Source organism: Candidatus Poriferisocius sp., assembly GCF_965204015.1.
In the GTDB taxonomy this organism is placed as follows: domain Bacteria; phylum Actinomycetota; class Acidimicrobiia; order Acidimicrobiales; family Bin134; genus Poriferisocius.
Map to the genome: position 1 here is coordinate 2,962,843 of NZ_OZ241965.1, position 26,684 is coordinate 2,989,526.

Sequence of the window (26,684 nt, forward strand, 5' to 3'; positions counted from 1 at the left end):
ATCTCAGCGGGTCTGGCCCTCCACCCCTACCTGGTCGAGCACTTCGCCGCTGTCGTTGTGGCTGTGGGTGAAGCCGAGCTGGCGCTCGATGGCCACCGTGTCCTCTGATCGATAGGCGATGACGTAGGCCCGGCGGAAACCGGCGGTGGAGTTACCGCCGGAGCCGTGCATCACCCGCTCGTTGTGCACGGTCACATCGCCCCGGCTGATGGGCACCGGAACCGGCTCGTCGCCTTCCTGCAATTCGGTTCCCAAGGCGTGGGACTCGCCGCGGTCGCCGAATTGGGGGGTGTGAGGCCGCAGTTCTGGTTCTTTATTGGTGGCCGGCACGAAGCGCATGCAGCCGTTCTCGATGGTGGAATCGTCGATGGCCAGCCAGAACGTGGCAGTGCGGGTGTCGGGGGTATCGGGCCAATAGGCCATGTCCTGATGCCAGGCGAACACTGCGTCGAGCTTGAAGGGCTGCTTGGCCAAAATCTGGTCGTAGTCGATGGCCATACCATCTCCGCACAGCTGGCGGGCAGCTGCGGCCGTTCGGCGCTCGTAGATGTTGCCCCGCCACGCCGGGTAGTAGCGCCGGGGCAGCATCACGTTGATGATCGAGAAGTCTTCGGGTTCCCGGCCGTAGTCGCCGGCCATGTCGCAGTAGTCCTTGCCCGGCACCTCGATCTCCCGGCGCAGGAACCGGTCGTAGACGGCCTCAAGCTCTCCGACCTCGTCATCGGTCAGCAGCCCCCGCAGATGCACATAGCCGTGCTCGGCGAAGTACGCCCTCTCCCCATCCGACACTCGGTACTCGTCCCCGTCGATTCGGCCGCTCATGAGCCTGCTTTCATCTATTCCACCTTAGATTCACGGGTAGACGTCATGGCGAGACGGGTTGAGTTGCCCGTCTTGGTTCTGTTGCCGGGGTGCTCGGTAGCCTCGGTTCGCTATGAGTGAGGCGTTGGATGTGGTGGGGATTGGCAACGCCATTGTCGATGTGATCAGCACTGAGGATCACGAGTTCATCGAGGCCCATGGCCTGGTCAAGGGAGCGATGACGCTGATCGACGACGAGCGGGCCGAGACGCTTTACGGCGCCATGGCGCCAGCCATCGAGACCTCGGGGGGCTCGGCGGCCAACACGGTGGCCGGAGTGGCCTCGTTCGGCGGACAGGTGGGCTACATCGGCAAGGTGCGCGGCGACCAGCTCGGCGAGGTGTTTGCCCACGACATCGGGGCCTTGGGGGTGCGCTTCGAGGTGGCTCCGGCTGCTGCCGGGCCGCCCACCGCCCGGTGCCTCATCATCGTGACCCCCGACGCGGCCCGCACCATGAACACCTACCTGGGGGCCAGTACCGAACTGCATCCCGACGACATCGACCCCGACCTGGTGGGCGCGGCCCAAGTGCTGTACTGCGAGGGCTACATCTGGGACGTGGACATCACCAAGGAGGCCATCCGCAAGGCCATCTCGATCTGCTCGGCCGCCGGGGGGACCATCTCGTTCACGCTGTCAGACAGCTTCTGCGTGGAGCGTCACCACCAGGAGTGGCTCGACTTGGTGGACGGCCCCATCGACTTGCTGTTCGGCAACGAGCACGAGATCTGCACGCTGTATGAGACCGGCGACGACTTCGAGGCTGCGGTGGCCGCGGTGCAGGGACGGTGCCAGGTGGCCGCGCTGACCCGGAGCGAACGGGGATCGGTGCTGGTCACCCCCACCGAAATCATCGAAGTGCCGGCCGCACCGGCGGCTGAAGTGGTGGACACTACTGGGGCGGGAGACCTGTACGCCTCGGGGTTCCTGTACGGCTGGACCCGGGGAATGGATCTGGCGCAGTGCGGACGGCTGGGTTCGCTGGCCGCCACCGAGACCATCAGCCAGTTCGGCGCCCGTCCCTCCGGCTCGCTGGCCCATTTGATCGCTTAGCCCCCCTCGACGGCGGTGCGGGAAGTGTCACCGGCGCCTTCTACCATCGGGGCATGAACCCATTCGAACGGGCTGAGCGAGCCGGAGTTGAGCTGGTTGAGCGCATGGGCGGTCGCTTTGATGCTGCCGTGGTGCTGGGCTCGGGCTGGGCCGAGGTGGCCCACGGTCTTGGCGAGGTAGACGCCGAAGTAGCCGCCGAGACCGTTACTGGGTTCCATCCGCCGTCAGTCCCCGGCCACGGGGGCACACTTCGGGCGGTGACCGTAGAGGGCCGGCGGGTGCTGGTGATGGCTGGCCGGGTCCACCTCTATGAGGGCCATCCACCGGCTGATGTGGTCCACGGCGTGCGGGCCGCGGTAGCCGCGGGATGCTCTACGGTGGTGCTCACCAATGCTGCCGGTTGCATGAACCCCGCCTTCGGAGTGGGCCAGCCGGTGCTGATCAGCGACCACATCAACCTCACCGGTCAGTCCCCGCTGTTCGGCCCGGCCCCGCCCGAGGGCTACGCCATCCGGTTCACCGACCTGACCGATCTGTACTCCTCCCGCATTCGCGACGCCGTGCGTCGCATCGACCCCACGGTGGGCGAGGGCGTCTACGCCGGGCTGGTGGGGCCGCATTTCGAGACCCCAGCCGAGATCACCATGCTGGCCCGTATGGGCGCCGACTTGGTGGGCATGTCCACCGTGTTGGAGGCCATCGCCATCCGCCATCTCGGAGCCGATGTGGCCGGGGTGTCGCTGGTCACCAACGCAGCCGCAGGCATGGGTGAAGCACTCGACCACCAAGAAGTACTGGATGCCGGCCATGCCGCCCAAGGCCGGGTCACCGAAGTGCTAAGCACCGTCATCAAAGTGCTGTGAGTCCCCAGGCCCCGACACCCGAGGAGTGGCTGGCTGCCGACCCCGATCCGGTTACCCGAGCCGAGTTGCAGCAGTTGATCGACGCTGGCGACCAAGCCGGGATCGACGACCGCTTTGGCGACCGTCTCCGGTTCGGCACCGCAGGCATTAGAGGACCGATGGGCGCCGGCCCCAACCGCATAAATAGGGTGGTAGTGCGCCAGTTCGCCGCCGCGCTGGCCGAGTGGCTCGGTGGTAGTGGCGGAGTGGTGATCGCCCACGACGCCCGCCACAACTCCGACGTTTTCGCCGCCGACATCGCTGAGATTCTGGCCGCGGCTGGCTGCTGGCCCGTGACGCTGCCTCCCAACTCGCCTACCCCGGTGCTGGCCTTCGCTGTCACCGAACTCACCTGTGCGGCGGGTGTAATGGTTACCGCCAGTCACAATCCCGTCGGTGACAACGGTCTCAAGCTATACCTTGCTGACGGTGCCCAGGTCATACCGCCCCACGACCAGGCCATCGAAGCGGCCATGGCAGCCCAACCGCTGCCGCCCTTGGACCTGCCCGATCGAGGTCCCGACCCGGAATGGCCGCAAAGGGTCTCAGTTGAAGTGGATTACATAGCAGCCATCTTGGCAAACGTTCCCCGGCTCTACTCGTTCCACCCGCTGGCTTACACCCCTCTTCAAGGCGTGGGGCTGCACTACGTGAACTTCGCGTTGACTGTGCTGGAGAATGGAGAGCCTTTCGTGGTGGAAGACGAAGCCGATCCCGATCCCCTCTTTCGCAATGTTGTGTCGCCCAACCCCGAGAACCACGACACCCTGGCCAAGGTAATCAGGCGAGCCGAGCAGATCGACACCCCTCTGGCCATTGCCAACGACCCGGATGCCGACCGGATGGCGGCCGTGGTGTGGGCTTACGAGAACGAGTGGCGCGTATTGACCGGCGACGAGATCGGAGCGCTGCTTTGCGACTGGATCCTGGGATTGAGGTTCGAGTCCGGTGGCGACGAGCGTGTGGTGGCCTCCAGCATCGTCTCGGGCCGGCTGGTAGGCCGCATCGCCAAGGCCCGGGGCGCTACCCATGTGGAGACGCTGACCGGCTTCAAATGGATCGCCCGGGCCGCCGACAACCTCAAGCCCCGGCCCGGCCACCTGCCCTGGAGGTTCGTATTCGGCTACGAAGAGGCGTTGGGCTTCGCCTGCAACAACAGGGTGAGGGACAAAGACGGCATCAGCGCAGCGGTCCATTTCACCATGATGTGCAGGTGGCTGGCCTACGAAGACGGACGCACCCCAATCGAGCGGCTCGCCGAGCTAATGGACGAATTCGGCCTCCACCGCACCGATCAGGTGAGCGTGGAACTAAACGGCCGCCCCGGGTCAGAACTCATGGAGGCCATCCGAAACGCTCAGCCCAACCGGTTCGGCAACACCGAAGTAGTGCAGACCACCGACTATCGGAATGGCGTAGAGGGCCTGCCCCCCGCCGACGTACTGCGGTTCGATCTGGCTGACGGCAGTCGAGTGTCCCTGCGCCCCAGCGGCACCGAGCCTCAGATCAAGGGCTACATAGAAGCAGTAGGCGACATCACGTTCCCCGACCCCCTCCTAACTCTGAGCGAGGCGGTTCGAGACTTGATTGAAAGGGCAGAGAGCTCCGGTCGCAGATGAGCCCCGTGAGGGCTGTGGGTGGCACCGGTGGCGGACCTGGCCGCACCGACGGCCAGGCCGGCCTCCGGTGACAGGACCCGCAGCCCGGACGCGCGCTGAGGCTCGAAGGAAAAGCTAAGAAGCCAACCCCGCTATCTCGGATCGCTGAGCAGGGCTCATTGCCCAGCTGGCCGCAGTCACGTTAGAAGACACCTGGGAGGGCTTCGTAGCACCACAGATGACCGAGGCCACCGACGGATTTGAGACCAGCCACCCGATGGCCAGCTCCAAGATGCTGTGGCCCTGGTCGGAGGCGTAACTGGTGAGACGGTCCACCGCAGCCAGGTTGTCTTCGCTCAAGAACATGTCCCGCATCTCGCCCTTCCACATCGACAGGCGGGCACCCTCCGGCGGCGTCATCCCCGAGTACTTGCCGGTGAGCAATCCAGACTCCAAGGGGAAGTAGGGAACCACCGTCATGCCGGTGCGGTCACAGGCATCGATCACGCCCTCATCCTCCACGGCCCGGGTCAGCACCGAATAGTGGTTTTGCACGCTGGAGTAGTTGCCCGCCCCAGTCTCCGCGGCGGCGCCAGCCGCTTCGTCGATCTGCTCCGCACTGAAGTTGGAGCAGCCGATCTCCAGCACCTTGCCCTCGTCCACCAGCTCCTGAAGCGCGCCCAGGGTCTCAGCCTGAGGCGTATCGGTATCGGGCATGTGGAGTTGGTAGTGGTCGATGCAGTCGGTGTTCAGCCGGGTGAGGCTGGCCTCCACTGCCTGGCGGATCCAGGCCGGGTCGCCGCCCTTCTGCCCTTCGGGCAGGGCGCCAGGATGCCCGAACTTGGTGGCCAAAATCACCTGGTCGCGCCGACCGCCCAGTGCTGCACCGAGGAACTCCTCCGACTTGCCCCGGCCGTACAGGTCGGCGGTGTCGAAGTAGTTGATCCCGGCGTCGATTGCCGCGTCCACCACCGTCTGGGTGGCATCTGCGTCGATGGTCATGCCGAAGTTGTTGCACCCCAGCCCGACAACCGAAACCGACAAGCTTCCTATGCTGCGCATCTCCATGCGCCTGGACACTACAGGGGATGTCGGTGGGCGGCCTGCTCGTAGACATCGGGCATGAGGTCGCCTTGAAGGCTCCCGGAGCGGACCGCGGCTATCTCATCCACGGCCACGGTGGCGCTCCTCAGGCAGCAGGCGATGCCGACGGTGGGATAGTCGCCCGTGGCGATCACCACATGGCCATAACGGTCGGCGATCCCGAAAGAATCGGCGAAATCTGGTTCGAACAGCGCCGGGGGTCGGGGCCGATCGATCCACAACAGCCCGATCTCTACCGCGTCGAGGCGATAGGCCGACGGAGAGCCGACTGAGGCCAGGTGGGCTCGGATGGGGTCGGTCTCGCTTCTCGGCCCCTCGATGCCCACCAGGCGCCCCCCTTCGATGGTCAAGGTCACCGAAGAGCGGGCGTACCAGCCCATCGGGAGCCAAATGTCGCCGGGGGACATCACCACCGTGCCCTTGGCCGTTCCCACGGCTGGGGCCGTTCCGATCATTCCCCGGGGCCACTGGGCCTCGGTGCCGGGAGCGGCGGCCAGGCCGTCGTGCTTCCACTGGCGAGTCCCGTCAAGACCGATCCGCAGGTCGGTGCCATCGCGATCGCCGACATGCAGCTCTTGGCCGGCTTTCAGCAGATCCATTCCTCTTCTCACTCGGCGGCTCAGACCGGCATGGGGCACGATGCCCCGCAGATCGCCGGTGCTGTTGGCCACCACCGAGAGCATTCGGGCGTAGGCCGGGATCATCGTGTCCAACGGGTCCAAGTAGCCGTTAAACAGGTTGATGATGATGTCGGGTCGGCCTGAAGCCGCCAGATCGGCCCCCGGCCCGGTCGGCGGTTGACCGTCGATCGAGACGGTCTGCGGGTGGGCGCCGACTTGGATCAGCGCCTGGACTGCGCTGGCCTCCAGAACGGGGTCGGTGGTGCCGTCGGTTAGCACCACCCCGACCCGGTCCGGTACCGCCCGGCACAGCTCAAGCTGGCGGGCCAGTACTTCGACGGCCTGTCGGTGTACCGCTCTGTTTTCCATTACCTGCTATCTACAACGTCGAAGCTGGAGGCGCAACTGCGAGTATCCATCAATTCTGCTGCCGGCAGGAGTATTTTTTCAGTATGTTGGGAGAGTATTGCGCGCGAGTTCTATGCAGTGAGCGTGCGTCGGCGATCCTGCTGATCAATGCACGGGATTTGTCGGCGCAGATAGTGGACATTCAGGAGGACACCGGCATCGCCGGTGTGCGGCTGTGCCGGATGCATGCCGATGCGGTTGTCGTGCCGTTGGGGTGGACTCTCGAGGATTCGCGAACCCGGGCACCCGAGCCCGAGTTGGTGCTGCTCGACGATGCCGCGTCCGACTCGTCGGGATCTTCTGGCGCCCGCCGACTTCCCACCATGGACGAAGCCGAAGAAGAGGACATGGACGAGGCTGCGGTAGGAGAGGTTCCCCCGTTGCTCAGCCGGGCGTTCCGGGCGGCTGGCCTGGACTGAGCCGAAACCGTCGGCACGAAATCCGGGTTTGGGGCGCTGGCTTCTAGCGCCGGTCGCTTGAGGGACCATAGGCTGCGGCTATGACCATCGTCGACATTCATGAGAAGCCCAGCGATCTGCTGCTTCCCGATCCCGAGCCCCAGCGGATCCGCTACACGCTCATTTCGGTAGACGACCATTTGGTTGAGCCTCCTTGGCTGTTCGAGGGCCGGGTGCCCGCCCGCTTCGCCGATCGAGCCCCGAAGGTGGTCGAGAGCGATGACGGCGGCCAGCACTGGGAGTTCGACGGCGAGATCTACGCCCAGCTCGGATTGAACGCCCTGGTGGGGCGGGCTGACCGCAACGACTTCACCATGGAACCGGCCCGCTTCTCCGATATGCGCCGGGGTTCCTGGGACATCAAGGCCCGCATCCACGACATGGACCTGGGCGGCATCTGGGCATCGATCTGCTTCCCTAGCCAAATCACCGGGTTCTGCGGACGGGTGTATTCCGACTGCTCCGACCCGGAGTTGGGCTTGGCCGTGACCCGTGCGTTCAACGACTGGGTGTACGAGGAGTGGTGGGGGTCATACCCCGAGCGCATCATTCCCATGGGCATCACCTGGCTCAAAGATGCCGACCTGGCCGCGGCCGAAATCCGCCGCAACGCCGAGCGGGGCTTTGTGGCGGTCACGCTGCCCGAGATACCCCACAATCTCGGCCTGCCGTCCATCCACAGCGACTGGTGGGAGCCGGTGTGGAAGGCCTGCGAGGAGACCGACACCGTGATCTGCCTGCACGTGGCCTCGTCGGGCCACATCATGCCCACCGATCCCGGCGGCCCGCCCATAGGGGTGGGGGCCACCATGTTCCAAATGCACGCCTATGCCGCCGCAGCCGACTGGGTGTGGTCGGGCATCCCTGTGCGTTATCCCAACATCAAGATCGCCATGTCGGAGGGAGGTTGCGGCTGGGTGCCCATCATGTACGACCGGCTTAAGCACCAGATTGAGATCTCCGGTCACGGGCGGGGGGTGTGGCCCGGCGGCACCGACATCGGTCCCCACGAAGTGCTGATGCGCAACTTCTACTACTGCACCATCAACGACCCCTCGTCCATCGACGCGGTGATCGCGCTCAATCTCGACCACACCATGGTGGAAACCGACTATCCCCACGCCGATTCCACCTGGCCCGGCTGCCAGGACACCCTGGAGTCGAAGCTGAGCCACCTGAGCGACGATGTGATTCGCCAGCTCACCCACGAGAACGCCGCCCGCCTGTTCCGTCACCCGCTGCCCGACGTCTGCGTCCCCTAGCTCAGACTCGCTAGCGGCTCGCCTTTGGACGTGACGGGGGGACTGTTGTGAGCCGATTCGGGCATCCGGTCATCGACGCCGATGGCCATGTGCTGGAGATCACCGCGGCCCAACAGCCCCACCTGGAGCGGGTGCTGGGCGCCGACCTGTATGGACGGTATCTGTCGGAGGGCCTGCCCATGCGCAACGCGCAGATGGCCCGCAGCCTCGACGAGCGCCGTCGGACCCGCTCGCCGCAGGGGGCTTGGTGGGGGACCCACACCGCCAACGCCCTGGATCGGGCCACCGCCATGCTGCCCGCCCTGCTGTATGAGCGGCTGCCCGAAGTGGGCATCGACTACACGGTGCTATACCCCACCAACACCCTCACCAGCTGTGCGGTGGACGATGCCGACTACCGCGCCGGCTTGTGTCGAGCGTTCAACGAGTTCTACGCCGACGTGTACAACCCCTACGCCGACCGCATGGCCATGGCCGGCATCATTCCCGCCCACACCCCCGATGAGGCCATCGCCGAGTTGGAGCACTGCGCCGCGCTGGGCTTGAAGGTGGTGGTGTTTGCCGAGGGGGTCATGCGGTCCATCGAAGATCCCGATCATCAGACCCGCTCAGGCTGGCTGTGGCCCGGTCAACGGCACTGGTTCGACTGCTACGGCCTCGACTCCGCCTTTGACTACGACCCGGTGTGGCGCCGCTGCGCAGAGCTCGGCTACGCCGCCACCTTCCATGGCGGACTGGCCTTTCGTCCCGGCATCCACAACTACGTGTCGAGCTACACCGCCAATCACATCGGCCAGTTCCAAGCCCTCATGTACGAGCTGTGCAAGGCCCTGTTCTTGGGCGGGGTCACCCGTCGCATCCCAGAGTTGCCGTTCGTGTTCTTGGAGTGCGGCGTCTCGTGGGGCACCCAGCTTCTGTGCGACATAATCGAGCACTGGGAGAAGCGCAGCTGGGACGCCATCCAGCGCAACTTCGATCCCGCATTGCTGGATCTCGAAGAGCTGGGCGGGTACTTCGAACGCTACGGCGGGGACTTTCGGGCCACCCTCGGAGACGACCTGGCCTCCTACGCCCACGGAATGCCCATCCACGGAGGCACGCCCGAAGAGCCCGACGAGTGGACCCGGCTGGGAGTGGATTCAGAGGAGGAGATCGCCGAGTCGTTCGCGTCGTCGCTCTACTTCGGCTGCGAGGCCGACGATCGGGGCGTGCATGTGGCATTCGGTCCGGCCAACCCCTGCGGCGTGAAGCTCAATGCGGTTTTCTCCTCCGACATCGGCCACTGGGACGTGACCGACATCGGCACGATCATGGACGAGGCCCATGGCCTGGTGGAAGAGGGGCTGATAACTGCGGATGACTTCCGGGCGTTCGTGTTCGACAACCCGTTTCGGATGTATACGGCTATCAATCCCGATTTTTTTGCCGGTACCGTTATAGCCCGATATGGCGTTTGAGCTTCCCCCCCTTCCCTACCAACAAAGCGCGCTCGAACCGTATGTGAGCGCCGAGACAATGAGCTTCCACTACGAGCGGCACCACGCCGGTTATGTGGCCAACCTGAACCGCCTGACCTCTGGCACTCAATGGGAGGGCACCGAGCTTGAGAAGGTTGTCTTGGGTGCCGAGGGCCCGATCTTCAACAACGCAGCCCAGATTTGGAACCACACCTTCTACTGGCATTCGATGAGCCCAGACGGGGGCGGTGTTCCTTCGGGGCCCGTTAGGGCGGCCATTGATGAGTCATTCGGCTCCATGGACGAGTTCCGCCGCCAGTTTGCCGACGCGGCCGTGGGGCTGTTCGGCTCCGGCTGGACCTGGCTGGTGGCCGACGACGACGGACTCGACATCGTGCAGACCGCCAACGCCGACCTGCCCTTGCTCCACGATCGCCGGGCCCTGTTGGTGGTGGACGTGTGGGAGCACGCCTACTACCTCGACTACCAGAACGCCCGGGCCGCCTATGTGGAGGCGTTCTTGGACCACTTGATCAACTGGGAGTTTGCGGCCGAGAACCTCGCTTCCGACTAACCGGAGCGCGCCCACTACCATCGCCGCTTATGGCGACTGCTGAGGTGACCCAGCCCGTTGATCTGTTGGACGGGTACATGTACGCCCAAGACCCCTTCTCGGTCTATGAATGGCTGCGGGAAAACGACCCGGTGTACTGGGACGAGAAGAACGAGATCTGGGGCGTGTCCCGCCACGCCGACTTGTTGGCGGTAGAGAAGAACACCGACCTCTACAGCTCGGCATCGGGCAGCCGGCCCAAGATCGAGATGTCGGACTCCATGATCAACATGGACGACCCCGATCACCAGCGCCAGCGGATGCTGGTGGCCCGGGAGTTCACCCCCCGGGCGGTGCGCAAGCAGGAGGACAAGATCCGGGCGGTGGTGACCGAGCTGATCGACCGGGTGGCCCCCCGGGGATGGTGCGAGGTGGTGTACGACCTGGCCGCCCCGCTGCCGGCCTACATGATCGGCGAGCGGCTGGGCTATCCCGCCGAGATGTGGCACCGGGTCATGCACTGGTCGGAGGCCACCATGCAGGGCGGCGGCGGCCCGGCTTACCACACCATTCAGGGCGAGCGGGCCATCGAAGAGTGGATCGGCGTCACCTACGAGCTGGTGCAGAAGCGCAAGGCCGATCCCCAAGACGACCTCATCTCCATGTGGTGCCACAAGGAACTGGACGGCAAACCCCTGAGCGACGACGACATCATGCACGAAGTGCTCCTCGTGCTGGACGGCGGAGCCGAAACCACCCGCACGGTGATCGGCACCACGTGTTTGGCGCTGATGGAGAGCCCCGACCAACGGCAGATCCTCATCGACGAGCCCGAGGTGATCGGCGAGACCGCGGTGGAGGAGTTCATCCGCTACGTGTCGCCCATCTTGAACATGCGCCGCACGGTGACCGCCACCCACGAGTTGCACGGCAAGACCCTCAAAGAGGGCGATCAGGTGCTCTTGATGTACGCCTCGGCCAATCGCGACCCCGAAGCGTTTGAGGACCCCGATGCGCTGGATGTGCGCCGCGACGCCCGCAGCCACCTCTCCTTCGGCTTCGGCACCCACTTCTGCTTGGGAGCGTCGTTGGCCCGGCTTCAGCTTAAGGTCATGTTCGAGGAGCTCACCCGGCGGCTGCCCGATATGAGGCTGGAGCCCTTCTATGCTCCTCATTACCGTCCCGGGGCGTTCACCCGGGGCCTGGAGGGGTTGAACGTGGAGTTCACCCGAAGCGAGCCCGAGGGCGACGGCGCTTTGGGAATGTTCCCCATCTCGGTGCAGTAATGGCTTCGTCGGCGGCCATTGAGATCCCGCCGATCATCTCGGTGGACGACCACGTCATCGAGCCGCCCCATGTGTGGCAGTCGCGGCTGCCGGCCCGGTACGTGGACATCGGCCCCCGAGTGGTGACCGCCCCGTGCGAGATCTCCTACGTTGGGGGCGTGTTCTCGTGGACAGAGGGCACCGGCCGCCCCACCTCGTATTGGTACTACGAGGATCTCCACTATCCAATGGTCCGCACCCACTCGGCGGTGGCCTTTCCCCGCGATGAGCTCCAGATGGTGGGGATCACCTTCGAGGAGATGCAGCCCGGTGCCTGGCAGGTGGCGCCCCGGCTAGGTGACATGGACATCGGCCACGTGGATGCCTCGTTGTGCTTCCCGTCGTTCCCCCGGTTCTGCGGGCAGGCTTTTGCCGAGGCATCCGACATGGACCTGGCCCTGTTGTGCGTGCAGGCCTACAACGACTGGATGGTGGAGGAGTGGTGCGGTGAGAGCGGCGGGCGGCTGATCCCGCTGTGCCTCATTCCGCTGTGGGACGTGGAGTTGGCCGCAGCCGAGGTCCGGCGCAACGCCGAGCGGGGCGTGCGGGCGGTGTGCTTCTCGGAGATTCCGCCCAATCTGGGCCTGCCATCGATCCACTCCGGGTACTGGGACCCGTTCTTCGCCGCTTGCGAGGAGACCGCCACCGTGGTGTGCATGCATATCGGGTCGTCCTCGAAGATGGTGTCCACCTCGGCCGACGCCCCCGGCGCAGTGGGCTCTGCGCTGGTCCACTCCAACGCCACATACTCATTGGTGGACTTTTTGATGTCGGGGGTGTTCGTTCGCTTCCCTGGCCTCAAAGTGGCCTACTCGGAGGGGCAGATGGGCTGGCTGCCCTACATCTTGGACCGGGTAGACGTGGTGTGGAAGGAGAACGCCGCCTGGGGCGGTGTAGCCGACAAGGTGCCCGAGCCGCCGTCCACCTACTACCGAGACCACGTGTTCGTGTGCTTTTTCGACGACAAGGTGGGACTGGCCAACATCGACGCCATCGGCCTGGAAACCATCACCACCGAGACCGACTACCCCCATTCCGATTCCACCTGGCCGCATTCCAAGGAGCTGCTGGCCTCGCAGATGGCGCACTTGACCCAGCCCGAGGTGGACGCCATCTGCCGGGACAACGCCATTCGGATGCTGGGCCTGGATCTGCCCACCGCCGCCGAGCTGCGGGGTTGAGCGGCAATTTGTCGGCCGCGGTGACTCCTGAATTCGAGGAGCTGGCCGCTGATCTGGGCCAGCACATCATCGAGGCCGGGCTACGGGGGCTTGTGCTGCGATTCGGGGACGAGACCCGGATCGTGGGAGTAGCCGATCGGATGCCACCGGCGGCCACGCTTGAAGCGCCCTTTGACGAGCTTCACGCCGTGCTGTCGGGACTACGGAGCGCTGATGAGCTGCGACACCTGCGGTGGATCGGCAATCCCGAGCCCTACATCGACCTGCTCAGCTCGGATTGATCTCACTCCTCCCCGGAGAGACCGCCTAGCAAGGCCTCGGTGCGGGCCCGGGATTGGTCGTCGGTGTCGTATATGAAGGCCACGAGGTCGGTGACGCCCGCGTCGCGAATTCTCTCTAGCTGCGCGGTGACCGCAGCCTCGTCGCCGGTGATGGCTAGATCCTCCACGCCACGCCTGCCCTCCCGATCGAGCATGCCCCGGTAGGAGGGGATGTCCTTGTAGTGGGCGAAGGTGCGGGACGCGGCTTCATAGCCCGCTTGGGCGTCGTCGGTCACCGAAATGGGAAAGCCGGCGGCCACCCTCGGGGCGGGGCGCCCGGCTTCTGTGGCCGCAGCACCGATGGTGGGCGCCACGTAGTTGGACAGCGTGTTGGTACCGGTGGCCCAAACGAAGGTGCCGGAGGCCAGGCGTCCAGCGTGGCCCAGCATGATCGGCCCCATGGCGGCCACGATGATGTTGGTTGGTGGCGCATGCGACAGCCCTCGCCATCGGGTGGTGTAGATGTCGCCTTGGTAGTTCATGCCTTGGCCTTGCAGCATCGGCCCGGCGATCTCCAGGTACTCCTTCATCTGGCGGGCCGGACGGGCGTAGGACAGGCCCATCAGGTTTTCCACCATTCCCTGGTGGCACAGTCCGATGCCCAGGGTGAAACGCCCGCCGCAGGCTGCTTGGGCGGTTGCGGCCTGCTGGGCCAGAGCGAAGGGGTGGCGCATAGGGGTGGGGGTCACCCCGGTGGCGATCTCGATGCGGCTGGTGGCGGTGCCCACCACCGCCGAGGCAGTGACGGCATCGATCTCGATGTTGGCGATCCAAGCCGTGTCCAGGCCCAGCGCTTCGAACCGCTGGACGTTGTCAACGATTTCGTCGAGACTGGGCGGCCCGCTCATCCCCGGTACCGGCGGATCACCCGTGCCTTCAGCCGCCATCGCCCCAATCCTCATGCCCTGCATCGCTGTGCTCCTATCTCGGCTGATTGCTTGACCGCGAAGTGTTTAGTGGCCAGTTGCTTCTAGCGGAAAGCCGCGGTGCAGGCGGGCCATGGTCGCCATCCCTGCATCCCGTAGAGGGCATAAGCCATGCGATGCTGGTCTGCGGGAGCCGCGTCTCGAGGGTCTACCCCCACCAGGCGGGGGTAATGGATACCGGCCACCCAGTTCCAGGTGCTTTGGAGGAATTGAAAGGCCCCCAGGAATGGCCCCACAGAGCTATAGGCCTGATAGTTGCCCTGGGATTCGCACCGGACGAGGTGATCCCACTGCGCTTGGGTGGTGTCCGCCGGGATCGCGGGGAATCCGGTTGAATCCTCCGGGGCGGTGTCATCCGACAAGAGCGATGGCAGTGACGCCCCGCAGATAGGCCAGGGTTCCCATCCTCGCTCTTCGTAGAGGCGATAGGCCATGCGGTCCTGGTCGTCGGGGGCGGCATCTTGGGGGTTCACACCCACCAGCCGGGGGTAATGGCGAAGAGCCAGCTCGTTCCAGCTGGTTTGTCTGAACTCGTAGGCACCGAAGTGGATTCCGCTGGAATTGACGTGTTGGTAGTCGCCGTTTGCATTGCACTGGCGGAGTTGCTCCCACTGCTCCTCAGTGGTTCCCGCGGGAATTGCCGGCTCGCCGGTCTGGTCTTCAGGGGTTTCTGTGGGGGTGGGCGTTGGCGTGGGGGTGGGCGTCGGGGTGGGGGTGGCCGTTGCCGTTGGGGTCGGGCTGGGCGTACCGGTGGGTGTCGGAGTGGGGGTGGGCTGGGCTGGCTCAGGGCAACCGTTGGGAACCAGTTGGGTGTCGATGTCAAACAAGCAGCGGTATTCGTTGAGCAGCGCCTCTTGGGCGGCAATCAATGTCGCCTGCTCGGTGATGAGCGCCTGCTGACGGGCAATCAGCGCATCCCGTTCATCGGGGTCTTGACCACCTGCCGATGAACCAGCCATCCCAAAGACAAGGGCGATCGCCGCGGTCAACGTCACATAGCGGAACCAGCGTTGGCGTGTGGTCATGGTTTCCTAGGCGACTTGGCGGGGGTCGGTGTGGCCGAGGATGTTGACGTGGCGGAGTTCGCGGACTTGGTCGGACGGGAAGGCCTCGCGCTGATGCATGGTCTGGGTATTGAGCCACAAGACGGACTCGCCGACGCTCCAGTGATGCTCGTAGACGTAGCGGTCTTGGGTGCAGTGGGCGAACAGGTCGGCCAGCAGGGCGGCGCCCTCGTCGGGGCCGTGGTCCTCCACGTCGGCGGCGAAATCCGGTCCGGTGTTGGGCCACACACTGCGGCGTCCGTTGCGGGGGTTGGTCTGCACCAGGGATATGCAGGTGCGATCGGCCAAGAGCGCCTCGCCGTCGGTGGCCTTGAAGTAGCCGCCGAAGTCCAAGCCGTCGCGCAGGCGGTAGACAACGCCGATGTCGTCGATGCGGGCCTTGAATTCGTCGTCCAGGTCTTGGTAGGCGGCCACCAGGTTCAGCCACTTGGTAGCCCCGCCCTCCGACGGCAGCGTCACTGCGTCCAAGTAGAGGAACTCAATCAGCGGCGGGTTGAAGCTGAGGTCGGAGTGGAAGGTCACCACGTCGGTGCCACCGGTGCCGACCACGCCGTCGACGTCCACGTTGGACACCCGGTTGATGCCGGGGAAGCCGGGCAGGCGGGATTTGTCGGCCAGGGTGGGCCGCAAGGGGCCAAATGACTCGCAGAAGTCGGTCACCTGGGCGGGAGTGGGCGGCTCGGGGTTGCGGAACAGCAGGAGCAAGTGTTCGTCCACCGCGTCCCGCAGTTCGCTAACGGATTCTGAGTCCGGAGAAGCGGCGAAGTCGTAGCCGGCTACTTCGGCGCCGAGGGGGGCGTCCAGTGGGGTGATGGTCAGGTTCATCGCGGGTTCTCTATCAGCTTGGTCCGCTCGACTTGGGGGTAGCCCTCCACCCATGTGGCGGGGTCGTCCCAGCGGCCCAGCGGGGGCGGGTGTTCGTCGGGGTCGAGCTTGTCATAGGGGCCAAGGCTGAAGAACAGGTACTCGCAGCCGTCGGGGCCCGACCGCTCCGGGCCGTAGGCGAATCCTCCTCGCACCCAGCGCAGATCGCCCTCCCGGTAGGGCTCTTCACCCTCAACGATGAACTCGCCCTTAGTCACCAGATACACCGTGTCGGACAGGTGCCAGTGGGCCGCCGCGTTGCGGCCCGACCACGACTTCACATGCATGACCCGGTTGCCCGAGGCCGGATCCACCAGCCAGCGCACGAACGGCCCCGGTTCCCGGTCCGGCTCATCAGGGTCGGTGAAATCTTCCCACTCGATGTCGGCGATGCGGATCGGGCGCCGCTCGCCAATGGGACTGTCGCTCACGGCTCCCACGCTAGTGGTCGGCTGCGGCGGGCCCAGAAGTGGGAGCGATCAGCTCGAGGATACGGCTGGGGGGCAGATGTTGCTCGGTGATCTCGACGCCCCAGGGGGAAAGGGCGTCTTCGATGGCGTTGCACACCGCGGCGGGGGAGCCGATGGCACCGCCTTCGCCCACTCCCCGCCAGGGGACGTCGCCCTGCGAGGGCCCCTCGATGTGCTCGATGTCGATGCGGGGTATCTCGGCGGCGGTGGGCAACAGGTAGTCCATGAAGGAAGACGTGATGCACTGCCCGGTGTCGTCATAGACGATCTTCTCGAGCAGCACGCTGCCAATGCCCTGGGCCACCCCGCCTCGGATCTGCCCCTCCACCACCGCGGGGTTGATCATTTTTCCGCAGTCCTCCACCACCAGATAGCGGGGCACGGTCACCAGGCCGGTGCCGGGGTCGAGTTCCACCCAGCACACATGGGTCGACTGGGTCCAGCCGCCAGCGGGGGTCTCGAAATCGAACGAGGCGTCGAACCCGTCGCCCAGCGCCTCGTCCAGGGTGAACGGGGCCATGTACGACAGCCGGGCTACCTCGGCCACGGTCTTGGATCGGTCGGGCGATCCCCTCACGGCCACCACCCCATCGACGATCTCCAGGTCGTCGGGATTGGCCTCCAGCATGCCAGCCACCACCGCCAGCAGCTTGTGACGCACGATGCGGGCCGCGCCCTGGGCCGCCCCGGCGCCCAGCGTGGCTGCCCGGCTCCCGCCGGTGCCCACCATGTTGAACGGCACTTGGTCGGTGTCGCCGCACACCACCCGCACGGCGTCGATGGGCACCCCCAGCTCGTCGGCCACCACCTGAGACAGGGTGGTCTCATGGCTCTGGCCGTGGGGCTGCTGGCTGGTGAACGCGGTCACCGAACCGTCGGGTTCTAGCTTCACCCGAGCCCGTTGCATCGAACGCTGCTCGTAGGTGAAGCCCAGCGCCTGGCCGTAGTTGGTGGGTCCGGGACCGGGTTCCAAGTAGGTACACAGGCCGATTCCCAGATATTTGCCCACTGATCGGGCCTCGGCCTGGGCGGATCGAAAGCTGTGGTAGTCGGCCAATTCCACCGCCCGATCCAGAGTCTGGTTGATGGTCATGAAATCCAGGGTGGGGCCGGTGAGCATCGCTCCGGGGAACTGGTCGTCGTCCATGTAGTTGCGGCGGCGCACCTCCAATGGATCGAGGTCGAGTCGGCGGGCGATTAGATCCATGAGGCGCTCCCGCACCCAGCACTCGATCTCCCACGGCCCCCGGTAGGCCACGAAGGAGGCCTTGTTGGTGGCCACCACCGATCCTCGGAACTGGTAGTGGCGCACCCGAAGGGTGCCGGGCAGCAGCACCTTGATGATGTTGGCGAACAGCGACAGAGGCAGGTTCAAGAACGGGTAGGCCCCGTGGTCCATCACCAGATCGGCCCGCAGGCCGATGACCACCCCGTTCTCGTCGAGCGCGGCCTCCACGCTTACCTGCTCCTCTCGGGCGTGGCCGCCGGCCACCAGGTTCTCGGCCCGGTCCTCCACCCACCGCACCGGCTGGCCCAGAAGCCGGGAGGCGGCGCACACCACCACATCCTCTCGGGTGGGGTTGGACTTGAGGCCGAACGATCCGCCGATGCTGTCGCAAATGATGCGAATCTGGGAGGCGGGCATCCCGAGGATCGCCGCCAAATGCACCCTCAGCGCGTGGGGGTTCTGGTGGGAGACCTCGTAGCGAAGGCTTCCGGTGGACGGATCGTATTCGGCCACTCCGCCCCTGGTCTCCAGGGGGACGCAGGTGTGGCGGTGCTGGGTGAGCGTCTGAGTGATGACATGGGCGGCGGATGAGAATGCCTCGTCGGGATCGCCCCACACCTCCTCGCCAGACCACAGCACGTTGTCGGGGGCTTCATCCCACACCGCGGCGGCGTGTTCGCCCATAGCGGCGGCATTGGTCACCGAAGACAGGGGCTCAATGTCCACCTCCACCGCATCGGCGCCGTCTTCGGCGGCGGCCCGGCTGGTGGCAATCACCACCGCGACAGGATCGCCAGCGAAGCGAACCTTGGTGTCGGCCAAAGGTAGATGGGCGGGCACGATCAGCGGCCCGGTCATCCCCAACCCCATGGGGGAGCAGCACTCGGCAAGATCCTCGGCGGTGATAACCGCCACCACACCCTCAGTGGCTCGGGCATTGTCGGCCTCGACCTCGATCAGCCGCCCGTGGGCCACCGGGCTGCGCACGAACACCGCCTCTAGGAGTCCGGGCTGGTCGATGTCGTCTACAAAACGCCCGGCACCGGCCAAAAGACGCGGGTCCTCCCGTCGGGGAACGCTGGCGCCAGTGAACCGCATGGCCGCTGAGCGTATTAGCTTTTTCGCGTGCTGAGTCGAAAGCTGGTTGCCGAGGGCGTGGGCACGGCTCTGCTGCTCATTGGCGTGGTGGGGTCGGGCATCATGGCCGAGCGGCTGTCGCCCACCGATGTGGGATTGCAGTTGTTCCAGAACGCGGCGGCCACCGCTGCGGTGCTGTTCGCCATCATCCTGATGTTCGGCCCAGTGTCGGGGGCCCACTTCAACCCGGCGGTCACGGTGGCCGACTGGGCGCTGGGAGACTTCCCCCGCCGCCACATCGCCCCCTACATCGCGGCCCAAGTGGCCGGTGCGGTGGTCGGGACGATGCTGGCCAACCTGATGTTCGACCTGAACGCAGTGGACTGGTCGACCAAGGACCGCTCGGCCGGCCACCTGTGGCTGGGCGAGGTGATCGCCACCGCCGGTCTGGTGGCGCTGATCTTCGCGCTGGTGCGCACCGGAAGGGTCCGGTATGTGGCTGGTGGGGTGGCGGCCTACATCGGCGGGGCTTACTACTTCACGTCGTCCACCAGCTTCGCCAACCCGGCGGTGACTGTGGGGCGCATGTTCTCGGACACCTTTGCCGGCATCGAGCCGTCGTCAGCCCCCATGTTCATCGCGATGCAGGTCGTCGGGCTGGTGGCCGCGGTGCTGCTGATCCGGTTCGTGTACCCCCAGGACAAACCAGCAGGGGAGCCCGTCTCCTAACCTCAGACCGTGGAGATAGTGCTTGACGGCCCGGTGCTGGCCGTGGACATCGGCGGCACCAAGGTGGCCGTCGGCGTGGTTGACCCCGACGGACAGGTGCTGGCCCAGCGACGAGGACCATCTCAGGCTCCTGACGAAGAGACTCTGTTTGCCCTGGTAGTGGAGTTGGCTCGGGCGGTGCTGGATGAGCACGGCCAGCCGGTCTCGGTCTGCGGCGTGGGCAGTGGCGGACCGTCACGGGACAACCATCGGCTCCTGTCACCCCTAAACATCGCCGTGTGGCGGGATTTTCCTCTGCGGGACCGACTGTCGGACGCGCTCGACCTGCCGGTAGCGGTGGACAACGACGCCAAGGCCCTCGCCTTGGCCGAGGGCTGGGTAGGTGGAGCCGTAGGGGAGGACAATTATCTGGCCATGGTGGTGTCCACCGGGATTGGGGGCGGCATCGTGTTGAACGGGAAGCTGCTCGACGGGGCAGATGGCAACGCCGGCCATATCGGCCACATCTTCGTGGCCGAGGGCGGTCGGGCCGACGCTGCCGGAGCTGTGGGGCTGTTGGAGGGCCAGGCCTCGGGCACCGCCATCGCCGACCTGCTGAACGGGATCGCTCCCGCTGACGCGCCGACAGAGATGCGGCGGCGGGTGGGGACGTTGGTAGGGCGGGGCGTGGGCTCGGTGGCCAACCTGCTGGATCTGCGATTGGCCGTGGTCGGCGGATCGGTAGCGCTGGGCTATGGCGGTGACTTCTTCGACGCCGCTCAAGCCGAAATCGACAGGATCTGCCGTCTGGTCCATTCCCAAGGCACCCGCATCATCCCCAGCCCCCTCGGCTCCGACGGTGGCCTGATCGGTGCCGCAGCCGTCGCCGCCCGGGCTTCAGCGGGATAGGCCTCAGTCGCTAAAGGTCTGAATGCGCAGGTGGCGGGCCATGGCTGAGCCGGGCGGGCCGAGGAGCATCTGAGCCCGCAGGTTGCGCTTGTGGAACAACTTGACCAGGTCTTCGTTATATCGGTCGGTGTCGCCGTTGGCCAGCACGAACTGCTCCAATTCGGCCTCTCCCTCCAGCCATGTCGCTGGCCGATGCCCGAGCAGCTCGTGGAGGTCGTCCAGGTCGGCTGCTGAGACGGCGTCGCCGATCTCGTCGATGCGGGCCGCGTGGCGGGCCATGCGGAACATGGTGCGCAGCTTGTAGCGCAGGTACTCGTCTTCGATCTGCACCGTTCGCAGGTTGCGCACCAGATGGTTGAGCACCACCTCGGCTCGTGACTCCCGGGGCTCGGGCATCTCCACGGTGGGCAGTTCCACATCGAGGATCTCAGCCAGGGCCTCGGTGGCGAACAGGTTGGTCTCGTAGCACCACTGGAGGTTGGTCATCAGGTCGGAGTCGGGGGCTGGCTCCCGCAGCGCGGCGCTGAACGGGAGCTGGTTGGAGAGGGTGAACATGAAGTGGTGGCGCTGGATGGCTTCCAAGTCCACCGGCTCGCCAGCTAACTGGCCGTAGCGGTCGTAGAGCTTGGCGAAGTTGCCGAAACCGAGCACCGTGTCGCGCTGGCGCCACGCGGCCAAGTCCATCATCGGGTCGCCAATATGACCGATTTCCACATCGAGGACAGCCACCACCCGGCCGTCTTGATGGTGGAATTGCCCGGTGTCCCACACGATGGCCGACTCCCGGCCTCGGGAGAACGGGGGATTTCGCCGCAGCCAGCCCAAACAGAACTCGAGGAACGGGTCGGGCAGCGTCTTCACGCTGCGGTACAGCGCCTCGTACCGCCGCAAACCGAGCAGGCCCGACTCCTCGGGACGCTCTGCTCGCATGATTCCGGCCTCGACGAACGGTCCGATGTCCAAAGCGTGCATTCGGGCCAGGATGTGCAGGTAGTCGTCCACCACCGCGTCGCGCTCGGCATCGGTGCAGTTCTCAAAGTGATTCTCGCCGGGAACCCGGTCCATCACGTAGGCCGTGGGATCGTCAATCCAACCGTGTACTTGGGCCACGGGAATGCCGTGGTCGCCGAGCACCTTTTGCAGCCGCATCTCGTGGTCGAGCGGGAAAACCAGCGGCATGTCGGTGCGGTCGCCCCGCACACACAGTTCCAGCCGCTCGCCGTTTCGCTCCACGTCGGCGAACCACACCGGCCGCCAGCGGGCCTGACGCTCGATATGGGTGACCGTGCCTCCCAGATTGCCCTCCAGCCAGGCCACCACCTTCTCGGTAGCAGCATCAGTGTCTATGGGGTCTTTGGTGACGGTCATGGTGGGCTATTCCTTCACTAATTTGAGTCGGTTGGATATGTTGTTCCGCTGGATGGCGGAGGAGCCGCCGATGATGGGCATGACCAGCACGTCGCGAACGTAGCGCTCCATGTCGAAGTCCTCCACGTAGCCGTAGGCACCCATCACCTGTTGCATCGACAAAACGATGTCCTTGGCGGTGTCGCACACGAACAGCTTGGCCATGGAGGTCTCCACCGCAGCCGGCTTGTCCTCATCCAGCAATCGGGCAGCGTGGTAGGTCATCAGCCGGGAGGCCAATAGCCGGGTGCGGCCTTCGGAGAGCATGTGGCGGATGGACTGGTGGCTGCTGATGGGCTTGCCGAACTGCACCCGCTCCTGGGCGTAGGTCCAAGCGTCCTCCACCGCTCCGGTGGCGATGCCCAGGGCCATGGCGGCCACCTCGATCTTCTCCACGTCCAAACCCGGGCCGGCCAGCTTGGCCCACCCCTGGTTCCAGCCCTCGTCGCCGCCCACGATGTTGCCGGCGGGCACTTCCACATCGTTGAAGGTGACGTCGGTGGTCATCGACCCTTTGAGGCCCATAGCGTGCTGGGGCTCGATGGTCACCCCCGGGTAGCGAGGGGGAATCAGCACGAACGACAGGTTGTGGTAGCGCTCGCCGGAGGGATTGCTATTGACCAGGGCGTAGATGTAGTCGGTGTAGGTGGTGCCCGAGCAGAACCGCTTGGCCCCGTTGATCCGCACCACATCGCCGTCGCGCACCGCGGTGGTGGTGACGCTGGCCAGGTCAGAGCCCACGTCGGGCTCGGTCAGCCCGTAGGAGAACAGCATTTCCCCCCGGGCCACCTTGGGCAGCCACTCTTGGCGCTGGGCCTCGCTGCCCGTCTCCACCAGGTTCATGCCCGCATAGCAGGCCCCGTAGACGTAGCCGCTGCCCACCGCAGTGCTGCGGCGGCACAGTTCCTCGATCACGATCATGGTGGCAGTGATGTCTCGGCCCGAACCGCCATAGTGCTCGGGGATGGTGATGCCGAACAGGCCGAGATCGGCCAGCTTGTACAACACCCCCCGGTCGATTTCGTTGGTCCGGTCCCACTGGCGGGCCAGCTCTCGGGGCATTTCCGCCTCGACGAAACGCCGGACGGTTTCCCGCAACAGCGCGTGGTGCTCAGCTTCTTGGGGGTATTCCACGATCTCTGCTCTAGCGCCCGATGAACTCGGGAGGCTCTTTGGCCATGAAGGCATCCAAGGCGATGGCGAAGTCCTCGGTCAACATGGTGAGCCCCTCGGTGGAGGCCGCCCGATCAACCACCGCGTTGGCCACCTGGCGCAGCCCGGCGTTGATGGACGCCTTGGTGTAGTTGATGGCCATGCGGGCGCCGTCGCGCATGCGCTCAGCCATGGCCTGCACGGTGTCGTCCAATTCGTCGCCGGGCACACACTCGGTGATGAGGCCGATGTCGGCCGCTTCGGGCGCCTTGATGGGGTCGCCGGTGAGCAGGTAGCGCCGGGCCCGGGCGTAGCCCACCAACTGGGGCCACAGCAGCGCGCCGCCGTCGCCGGCCACCAATCCCACCGACACGTGGGGGTCGGCGAACACCGACCGCTCGGAGGCGTAGACGAAGTCGCAGTACAGCGCCAGCGAGCACCCCAGGCCGACCGCGGGGCCGTCCACCCTGGCCAAGATGGGCTTCTCCAGGGTGAGCGCCGACTCGGTGATGCGCCGATCGGCCCGTATCACCCGCTCTACCGCGCTCAGGTCTCCGGCCATGCTGCGCAGCCAGGGAATGTCACCACCAGCGCAGAAGGAACCGCTCGCCCCGGTGAGCACAGCAACATCGGTGTCGGGGTCTCGGTCCAGGTCGGCGAACACCCGGGACAGGTCATCGTGCAGCACCGCGTTTATGGCATTGCGAGCCTCAGGCCGGTTGAGCACCACCGTGGTGATGCGATCGACGGTGGACACCTCCAATGCGCCATAGTCGTCGGGATTCATGGGCTCCTCCTGCGGTTACCGGAATGGGTTCTGGATTTTTGCGCTTCAAGGTGAATCTGCCCGGCAATAGTGCCAGACTTCGTTCCAAGCCAACATTTTCAGGGAGGAGATGCGCATGGCGACCTGCCAGCCGGCAATTTTCAACGATATGGGCAAGTACCAGTGGTACGTGCACCTCAGCCGCGGCGATGGCGCCGACTTGGGGGCGATCAAGTCGGCTATTTCCGATTGCCGCAGCAACTGCGACGCCCAGGGGATCAACCTCGTCATCGGGCTCGGCCCCACCCTTTTGGCCGACCTGACCGACGACGTTCCCGGCGACTTCCAGCCGTATCACACGGTGGAGTCCATCGACGGCAGCGGCCGCGAGGCCAAGGGCACCCAAGAGGAGCTGCTGCTGTGGATGACCCACGACGAGAAGGACATCGTGTGGAAGGCCCAGTGGGACGCCCGCATGGCCCTGATCGCCGGTGGGATGAGCGTGGCTCGGGAGACCCCCACCTTCATCTACGGCGAGAGCCTGGACATGACCGGTTTCATCGACGGCACCGGCAATCCGGAGGATGAGGACCAGCCGGCCGTGGCCATCATCCCCGATGGCGAAGCCGGTGCGGGCGGAAGCTTCATCATCGCCCAGCGCTGGGTCCACGACCTGGTGGCCTGGGAGAAGCAGGACGTGCCCACCCAAGAGGTGAACTTCGGTCGGACCAAGGCCGACTCCACCCGCCTCGACGAGCAGGCCCCGCATTCGCACCTCTCCCACGTGGAGTTGCGCGACGGCGAGACTGCCGATGCGTCCAAGCCCAAGCGGGATGAGATCGCCCGCCGGTCCACCCCTTATGCCTTCCACGATGGCACCGTGGGCCTGTACTTCATGGCCTTCTGCAAGACCCAGGCCCCGTTCCGGGAGCGCATGGATGCGATGTATGGCCGCAACGGCCAGGTGCGCGACATGCTTACTGACTTCTCGAACCCGGCTTCGGGGAGCTACTACTTCGCTCCCTCCGTGGAGTGCCTCGACGCCAGCCTGGCGTAGTAGTCGATAACTCCAACCGGGCCGGCGGGTCCTGTCGCCGGAGGCCGGCCTGGCCGTCGGTGCGGCCAGGTCCGCCACCGATGCCACCCCCCGGCCCTACCGTCGGGACATCTGTGGCTTTGCCATGCTGCGTGGGGGTGAATAGCAGTGTTGGTGGTTGATGCTATGAACGTGATTGGGTGTCGGCCTGATGGGTGGTGGGCTGATCGGGATGGCGCGCTGGTCCGGCTTGTGGGTGATTTGGATGACGCTGGCGTGCCGGCGCTGGTTGTGGCGGACGGGCGACCGGTGCCCAGCCTGCCTTCTGGGCATCATGGCCTTGTCGAGCTGGCTTATGCCTCCCGTCGCGGTCCCAATGCGGCTGATGACCGTATTGCTGATGAGGTGGCTGCCATGGAGGATCCGTCGGCGGCCACCGTGGTTACCTCCGACCGCGATTTAGCCCGCCGGGTGCGCCGCCACGGCGCCGTTGTTGTAGGCGCCCGAGCCTTCCGCGACCGCTTGGACCGCCGCCTGACGTAGCACCGCCTGCTTCCTCAGCGGCGAAATTTGCTGAGGGGTAGGGTGGCGGGGACAACTGAAGCCCAGGGGAGGAGGGCCTATGTTCCCGTCTCGGTTCGACCTTGTCGTGGCCCAGACCGTCGCGGAGGCGGTGGAGGCCAAGGTGGACGCGGGAGAGGGGGGTCGGTTCCTTGCGGGGGGCCAGAGCCTTCTTCCCATGATGAAGATGCGGGTGGCGTTTCCCGAGACGCTCATTGACATCAACCGCATTGCTGGGCTTGGCGCCATTGAGAGGGTCAACGGCCATCTTCAGGTGGGGGCGCTGGTGCGCCATGCCGATGTGGTGGCCTCGGATTCCACGTTTGGAGCTATTGCCGCCGCGGCCCCGTGGGTGGCTGATCCGCTGGTACGGAACCGGGGGACCATGTGCGGGTCGGTGGCTCACTGCGACCCCGAGGGCGACTGGAACTCGGTGCTGCTGGCTACCGGGGCCGATGTGATCGCCCAGGGGCCCAGCGGCGAGCGGTCGATATCCATTGGTGACTTTGTGGATGGTGCGTTCACCTCTACGCTGGGCGAAGACGAGCTGGTGGTTGGGCTTCGCATACCGGTTCCGTCGGGCCGCTCTGGTGGGTCCTATCTTAAGCTGGAGCGCAAGATCGGCGACTACGCCACCGTGGCGGTGGCCTCCCATCTGGAACTGGATGACTCCGGGGCCATCTCCGCCGCCGGACTGGCCCTCACCTCGGTCAACCCCATCAACACCAAGGTGGCTGATGCCGAGGCGCTGTTGGTGGGTCAGCAGCCCTCAGAGGAGCTGTTTGCGCAGGCCGCCGAATTGGCCGCGGCAGCTGCTGAACCCCGTGACGATGTCCGGGGCACCGCCGCCTGGAAGCGCCAGGTGGTCCGCACTTACACCAAGCGGGGGTTGGCCGCTGCCGCCCAGCAGGCCGAAGGGAGCTGACATGGAAGTCAACATCACCATCAACGGTTCCGAGCACTCCAGCGACGTGGAGCCCCGTACCCTGCTGGTGGACCACATCCGTCGCACGGTCGGGCTCACCGGCACCCACGTGGGCTGCGACACCACCAGTTGCGGGGCCTGCACCGTGCTGATGGACGGCACGCCGGTCAAGGCCTGCACGGTGTTGGCTGCACAGGCCGACGGGTCGGAGGTCACCACCGTGGAGGGCCTCAAGGGTGCCGACGGTCTGCACCCCATCCAGTCGGCATTCACCGACGACCACGGCCTCCAGTGCGGGTTCTGCACCCCAGGCATGATGCTGGTGGGCGCCTCGCTCATCGCCGAGAACCCCGACCCGTCTGACGACGACGTGCGCTGGGCCATCTCGGGGAACCTGTGCCGGTGTACCGGCTACATCAACATCGTCAAGGCCATTCAGACGGCGGCCGCTCGGGTGGCCGAATCGTCCAACGGAAGCTGAGGAGCGA

The 26,684-nt window shown here is 65.6% G+C and carries 27 protein-coding genes; 16 read left to right on the forward strand and 11 right to left on the reverse strand.

Going from position 1 to position 26,684, the window contains the following annotated elements; translation table 11 throughout:
* Positions 1-3: 3 nt before the first annotated feature.
* Entirely contained in the window at positions 4-822 is an 819-nt protein-coding gene (locus ACOGJC_RS13290) for a phytanoyl-CoA dioxygenase family protein (RefSeq protein WP_419845477.1), read from the reverse strand.
* Between the two features lie 112 nt (positions 823-934).
* Here ACOGJC_RS13290 and ACOGJC_RS13295 point away from each other — a divergent pair, with 112 nt between their 5' ends.
* From ACOGJC_RS13295 to ACOGJC_RS13305, 3 genes are read left to right on the forward strand one after another with little or no spacing between them, the layout of a single operon-like run.
* Entirely contained in the window at positions 935-1,915 is a 981-nt protein-coding gene (locus ACOGJC_RS13295) for an adenosine kinase (RefSeq protein ID WP_419845478.1), read from the forward strand.
* Between the two features lie 53 nt (positions 1,916-1,968).
* Positions 1,969-2,778 carry a purine-nucleoside phosphorylase gene (locus ACOGJC_RS13300; protein ID WP_419845479.1) on the forward strand — a complete coding sequence of 270 codons (810 nt, stop codon included), beginning with the start codon at positions 1,969-1,971 and terminating at the stop codon, positions 2,776-2,778.
* Entirely contained in the window at positions 2,775-4,436 is a 1,662-nt protein-coding gene (locus ACOGJC_RS13305) for a phospho-sugar mutase (RefSeq protein ID WP_419845480.1), read from the forward strand. Before ACOGJC_RS13300 ends, ACOGJC_RS13305 begins: the two co-directional genes overlap by 4 nt.
* Positions 4,437-4,550: 114 nt before the next feature.
* Here ACOGJC_RS13305 and ACOGJC_RS13310 read toward each other — a convergent pair whose 3' ends face one another.
* Both ACOGJC_RS13310 and ACOGJC_RS13315 read right to left on the reverse strand, forming a co-directional pair.
* Complete coding sequence (locus ACOGJC_RS13310) at positions 4,551-5,477, reverse strand: aldo/keto reductase (protein WP_419845481.1); 927 nt, start codon at positions 5,475-5,477, stop codon at positions 4,551-4,553.
* A 17-nt stretch (positions 5,478-5,494) separates the two neighbouring features.
* Entirely contained in the window at positions 5,495-6,508 is a 1,014-nt protein-coding gene (locus ACOGJC_RS13315) for a hypothetical protein (RefSeq protein ID WP_419845482.1), read from the reverse strand.
* 173 nt (positions 6,509-6,681) lie between these two features.
* Between ACOGJC_RS13315 and ACOGJC_RS13320 the strand changes: the two genes are divergently transcribed.
* From ACOGJC_RS13320 to ACOGJC_RS13350, 7 genes are all read left to right on the forward strand, one after another.
* Positions 6,682-6,966 carry a hypothetical protein gene (locus ACOGJC_RS13320; protein ID WP_419845483.1) on the forward strand — a complete coding sequence of 95 codons (285 nt, stop codon included), beginning with the start codon at positions 6,682-6,684 and terminating at the stop codon, positions 6,964-6,966.
* Positions 6,967-7,046: 80 nt separating this feature from the next.
* Positions 7,047-8,267 (forward strand): amidohydrolase family protein, encoded by a 1,221-nt coding sequence (locus ACOGJC_RS13325; protein ID WP_419845484.1) that lies wholly within the window; start codon positions 7,047-7,049, stop codon positions 8,265-8,267.
* 47 nt (positions 8,268-8,314) lie between these two features.
* Positions 8,315-9,724, forward strand: a complete 1,410-nt coding sequence (locus ACOGJC_RS13330; protein ID WP_419845485.1) for an amidohydrolase family protein — start codon at positions 8,315-8,317, stop codon at positions 9,722-9,724.
* Positions 9,714-10,298, forward strand: a complete 585-nt coding sequence (locus ACOGJC_RS13335) for a superoxide dismutase (protein WP_419845486.1) — start codon at positions 9,714-9,716, stop codon at positions 10,296-10,298. The genes ACOGJC_RS13330 and ACOGJC_RS13335 overlap by 11 nt, the downstream gene beginning before the upstream one ends.
* Before the next feature lie 29 nt (positions 10,299-10,327).
* Positions 10,328-11,563 (forward strand): cytochrome P450, encoded by a 1,236-nt coding sequence (locus ACOGJC_RS13340; RefSeq protein ID WP_419845487.1) that lies wholly within the window; start codon positions 10,328-10,330, stop codon positions 11,561-11,563.
* Positions 11,563-12,783: an amidohydrolase family protein gene (locus ACOGJC_RS13345; protein ID WP_419845488.1), complete on the forward strand. Its 1,221-nt coding sequence runs from the start codon at positions 11,563-11,565 to the stop codon at positions 12,781-12,783. Before ACOGJC_RS13340 ends, ACOGJC_RS13345 begins: the two co-directional genes overlap by 1 nt.
* Positions 12,780-13,064 carry a hypothetical protein gene (locus ACOGJC_RS13350; protein ID WP_419845489.1) on the forward strand — a complete coding sequence of 95 codons (285 nt, stop codon included), beginning with the start codon at positions 12,780-12,782 and terminating at the stop codon, positions 13,062-13,064. The genes ACOGJC_RS13345 and ACOGJC_RS13350 overlap by 4 nt, the downstream gene beginning before the upstream one ends.
* Positions 13,065-13,066: 2 nt before the next feature.
* On the opposite strand, the gene ACOGJC_RS13355 is transcribed toward ACOGJC_RS13350, so the two are convergent.
* From ACOGJC_RS13355 to ACOGJC_RS13375, 5 genes are read right to left on the reverse strand one after another with little or no spacing between them, the layout of a single operon-like run.
* Positions 13,067-14,014: a TIGR03564 family F420-dependent LLM class oxidoreductase gene (locus ACOGJC_RS13355; RefSeq protein WP_419845490.1), complete on the reverse strand. Its 948-nt coding sequence runs from the start codon at positions 14,012-14,014 to the stop codon at positions 13,067-13,069.
* A gap of 59 nt (positions 14,015-14,073) precedes the next feature.
* Positions 14,074-15,054 carry a transglycosylase family protein gene (locus ACOGJC_RS13360; RefSeq protein WP_419845491.1) on the reverse strand — a complete coding sequence of 327 codons (981 nt, stop codon included), beginning with the start codon at positions 15,052-15,054 and terminating at the stop codon, positions 14,074-14,076.
* 6 nt (positions 15,055-15,060) lie between these two features.
* Positions 15,061-15,918, reverse strand: coding sequence for a TauD/TfdA dioxygenase family protein (locus ACOGJC_RS13365; protein ID WP_419845492.1), 858 nt, complete (start codon positions 15,916-15,918; stop codon positions 15,061-15,063).
* Positions 15,915-16,388 (reverse strand): cupin domain-containing protein, encoded by a 474-nt coding sequence (locus tag ACOGJC_RS13370; RefSeq protein WP_419845493.1) that lies wholly within the window; start codon positions 16,386-16,388, stop codon positions 15,915-15,917. The genes ACOGJC_RS13365 and ACOGJC_RS13370 overlap by 4 nt, the downstream gene beginning before the upstream one ends.
* Positions 16,389-16,398: 10 nt before the next feature.
* A complete protein-coding gene (locus ACOGJC_RS13375; RefSeq protein WP_419845494.1) occupies positions 16,399-18,753 on the reverse strand; it encodes a xanthine dehydrogenase family protein molybdopterin-binding subunit in 2,355 nt (784 codons plus the stop codon).
* A gap of 27 nt (positions 18,754-18,780) precedes the next feature.
* On the opposite strand from ACOGJC_RS13375, the gene ACOGJC_RS13380 reads away from it, so the two are divergent.
* Together ACOGJC_RS13380 and ACOGJC_RS13385 are read left to right on the forward strand one after the other, a co-directional pair.
* On the forward strand, positions 18,781-19,461 hold the full coding sequence (locus ACOGJC_RS13380) for an MIP/aquaporin family protein (protein ID WP_419845495.1): 681 nt from the start codon (positions 18,781-18,783) through the stop codon (positions 19,459-19,461).
* A 9-nt stretch (positions 19,462-19,470) separates the two neighbouring features.
* On the forward strand, positions 19,471-20,349 hold the full coding sequence (locus ACOGJC_RS13385; protein WP_419845496.1) for an ROK family protein: 879 nt from the start codon (positions 19,471-19,473) through the stop codon (positions 20,347-20,349).
* A gap of 3 nt (positions 20,350-20,352) precedes the next feature.
* Here ACOGJC_RS13385 and ACOGJC_RS13390 read toward each other — a convergent pair whose 3' ends face one another.
* The 3 genes from ACOGJC_RS13390 to ACOGJC_RS13400 are packed head-to-tail and all read right to left on the reverse strand — an operon-like array spanning position 20,353 to position 23,695.
* On the reverse strand, positions 20,353-21,717 hold the full coding sequence (locus tag ACOGJC_RS13390) for a phosphotransferase family protein (RefSeq protein WP_419845497.1): 1,365 nt from the start codon (positions 21,715-21,717) through the stop codon (positions 20,353-20,355).
* Between the two features lie 6 nt (positions 21,718-21,723).
* On the reverse strand, positions 21,724-22,890 hold the full coding sequence (locus tag ACOGJC_RS13395; protein WP_419845498.1) for an acyl-CoA dehydrogenase family protein: 1,167 nt from the start codon (positions 22,888-22,890) through the stop codon (positions 21,724-21,726).
* 10 nt (positions 22,891-22,900) lie between these two features.
* A complete protein-coding gene (locus tag ACOGJC_RS13400; protein ID WP_419845499.1) occupies positions 22,901-23,695 on the reverse strand; it encodes an enoyl-CoA hydratase/isomerase family protein in 795 nt (264 codons plus the stop codon).
* A 115-nt stretch (positions 23,696-23,810) separates the two neighbouring features.
* On the opposite strand from ACOGJC_RS13400, the gene ACOGJC_RS13405 reads away from it, so the two are divergent.
* From ACOGJC_RS13405 to ACOGJC_RS13420, 4 genes are all read left to right on the forward strand, one after another.
* The gene (locus tag ACOGJC_RS13405; protein ID WP_419845500.1) at positions 23,811-24,731 is read left to right on the forward strand and encodes a Dyp-type peroxidase; all 921 of its coding nucleotides are present in this window, start codon (positions 23,811-23,813) and stop codon (positions 24,729-24,731) included.
* 147 nt (positions 24,732-24,878) lie between these two features.
* The gene (locus ACOGJC_RS13410) at positions 24,879-25,253 is read left to right on the forward strand and encodes an NYN domain-containing protein (RefSeq protein ID WP_419845501.1); all 375 of its coding nucleotides are present in this window, start codon (positions 24,879-24,881) and stop codon (positions 25,251-25,253) included.
* 79 nt (positions 25,254-25,332) lie between these two features.
* On the forward strand, positions 25,333-26,196 hold the full coding sequence (locus ACOGJC_RS13415; protein ID WP_419845502.1) for an FAD binding domain-containing protein: 864 nt from the start codon (positions 25,333-25,335) through the stop codon (positions 26,194-26,196).
* 1 nt (position 26,197) lies between these two features.
* Positions 26,198-26,677, forward strand: a complete 480-nt coding sequence (locus tag ACOGJC_RS13420; protein WP_419845503.1) for a (2Fe-2S)-binding protein — start codon at positions 26,198-26,200, stop codon at positions 26,675-26,677.
* Positions 26,678-26,684: the final 7 nt, after the last annotated feature.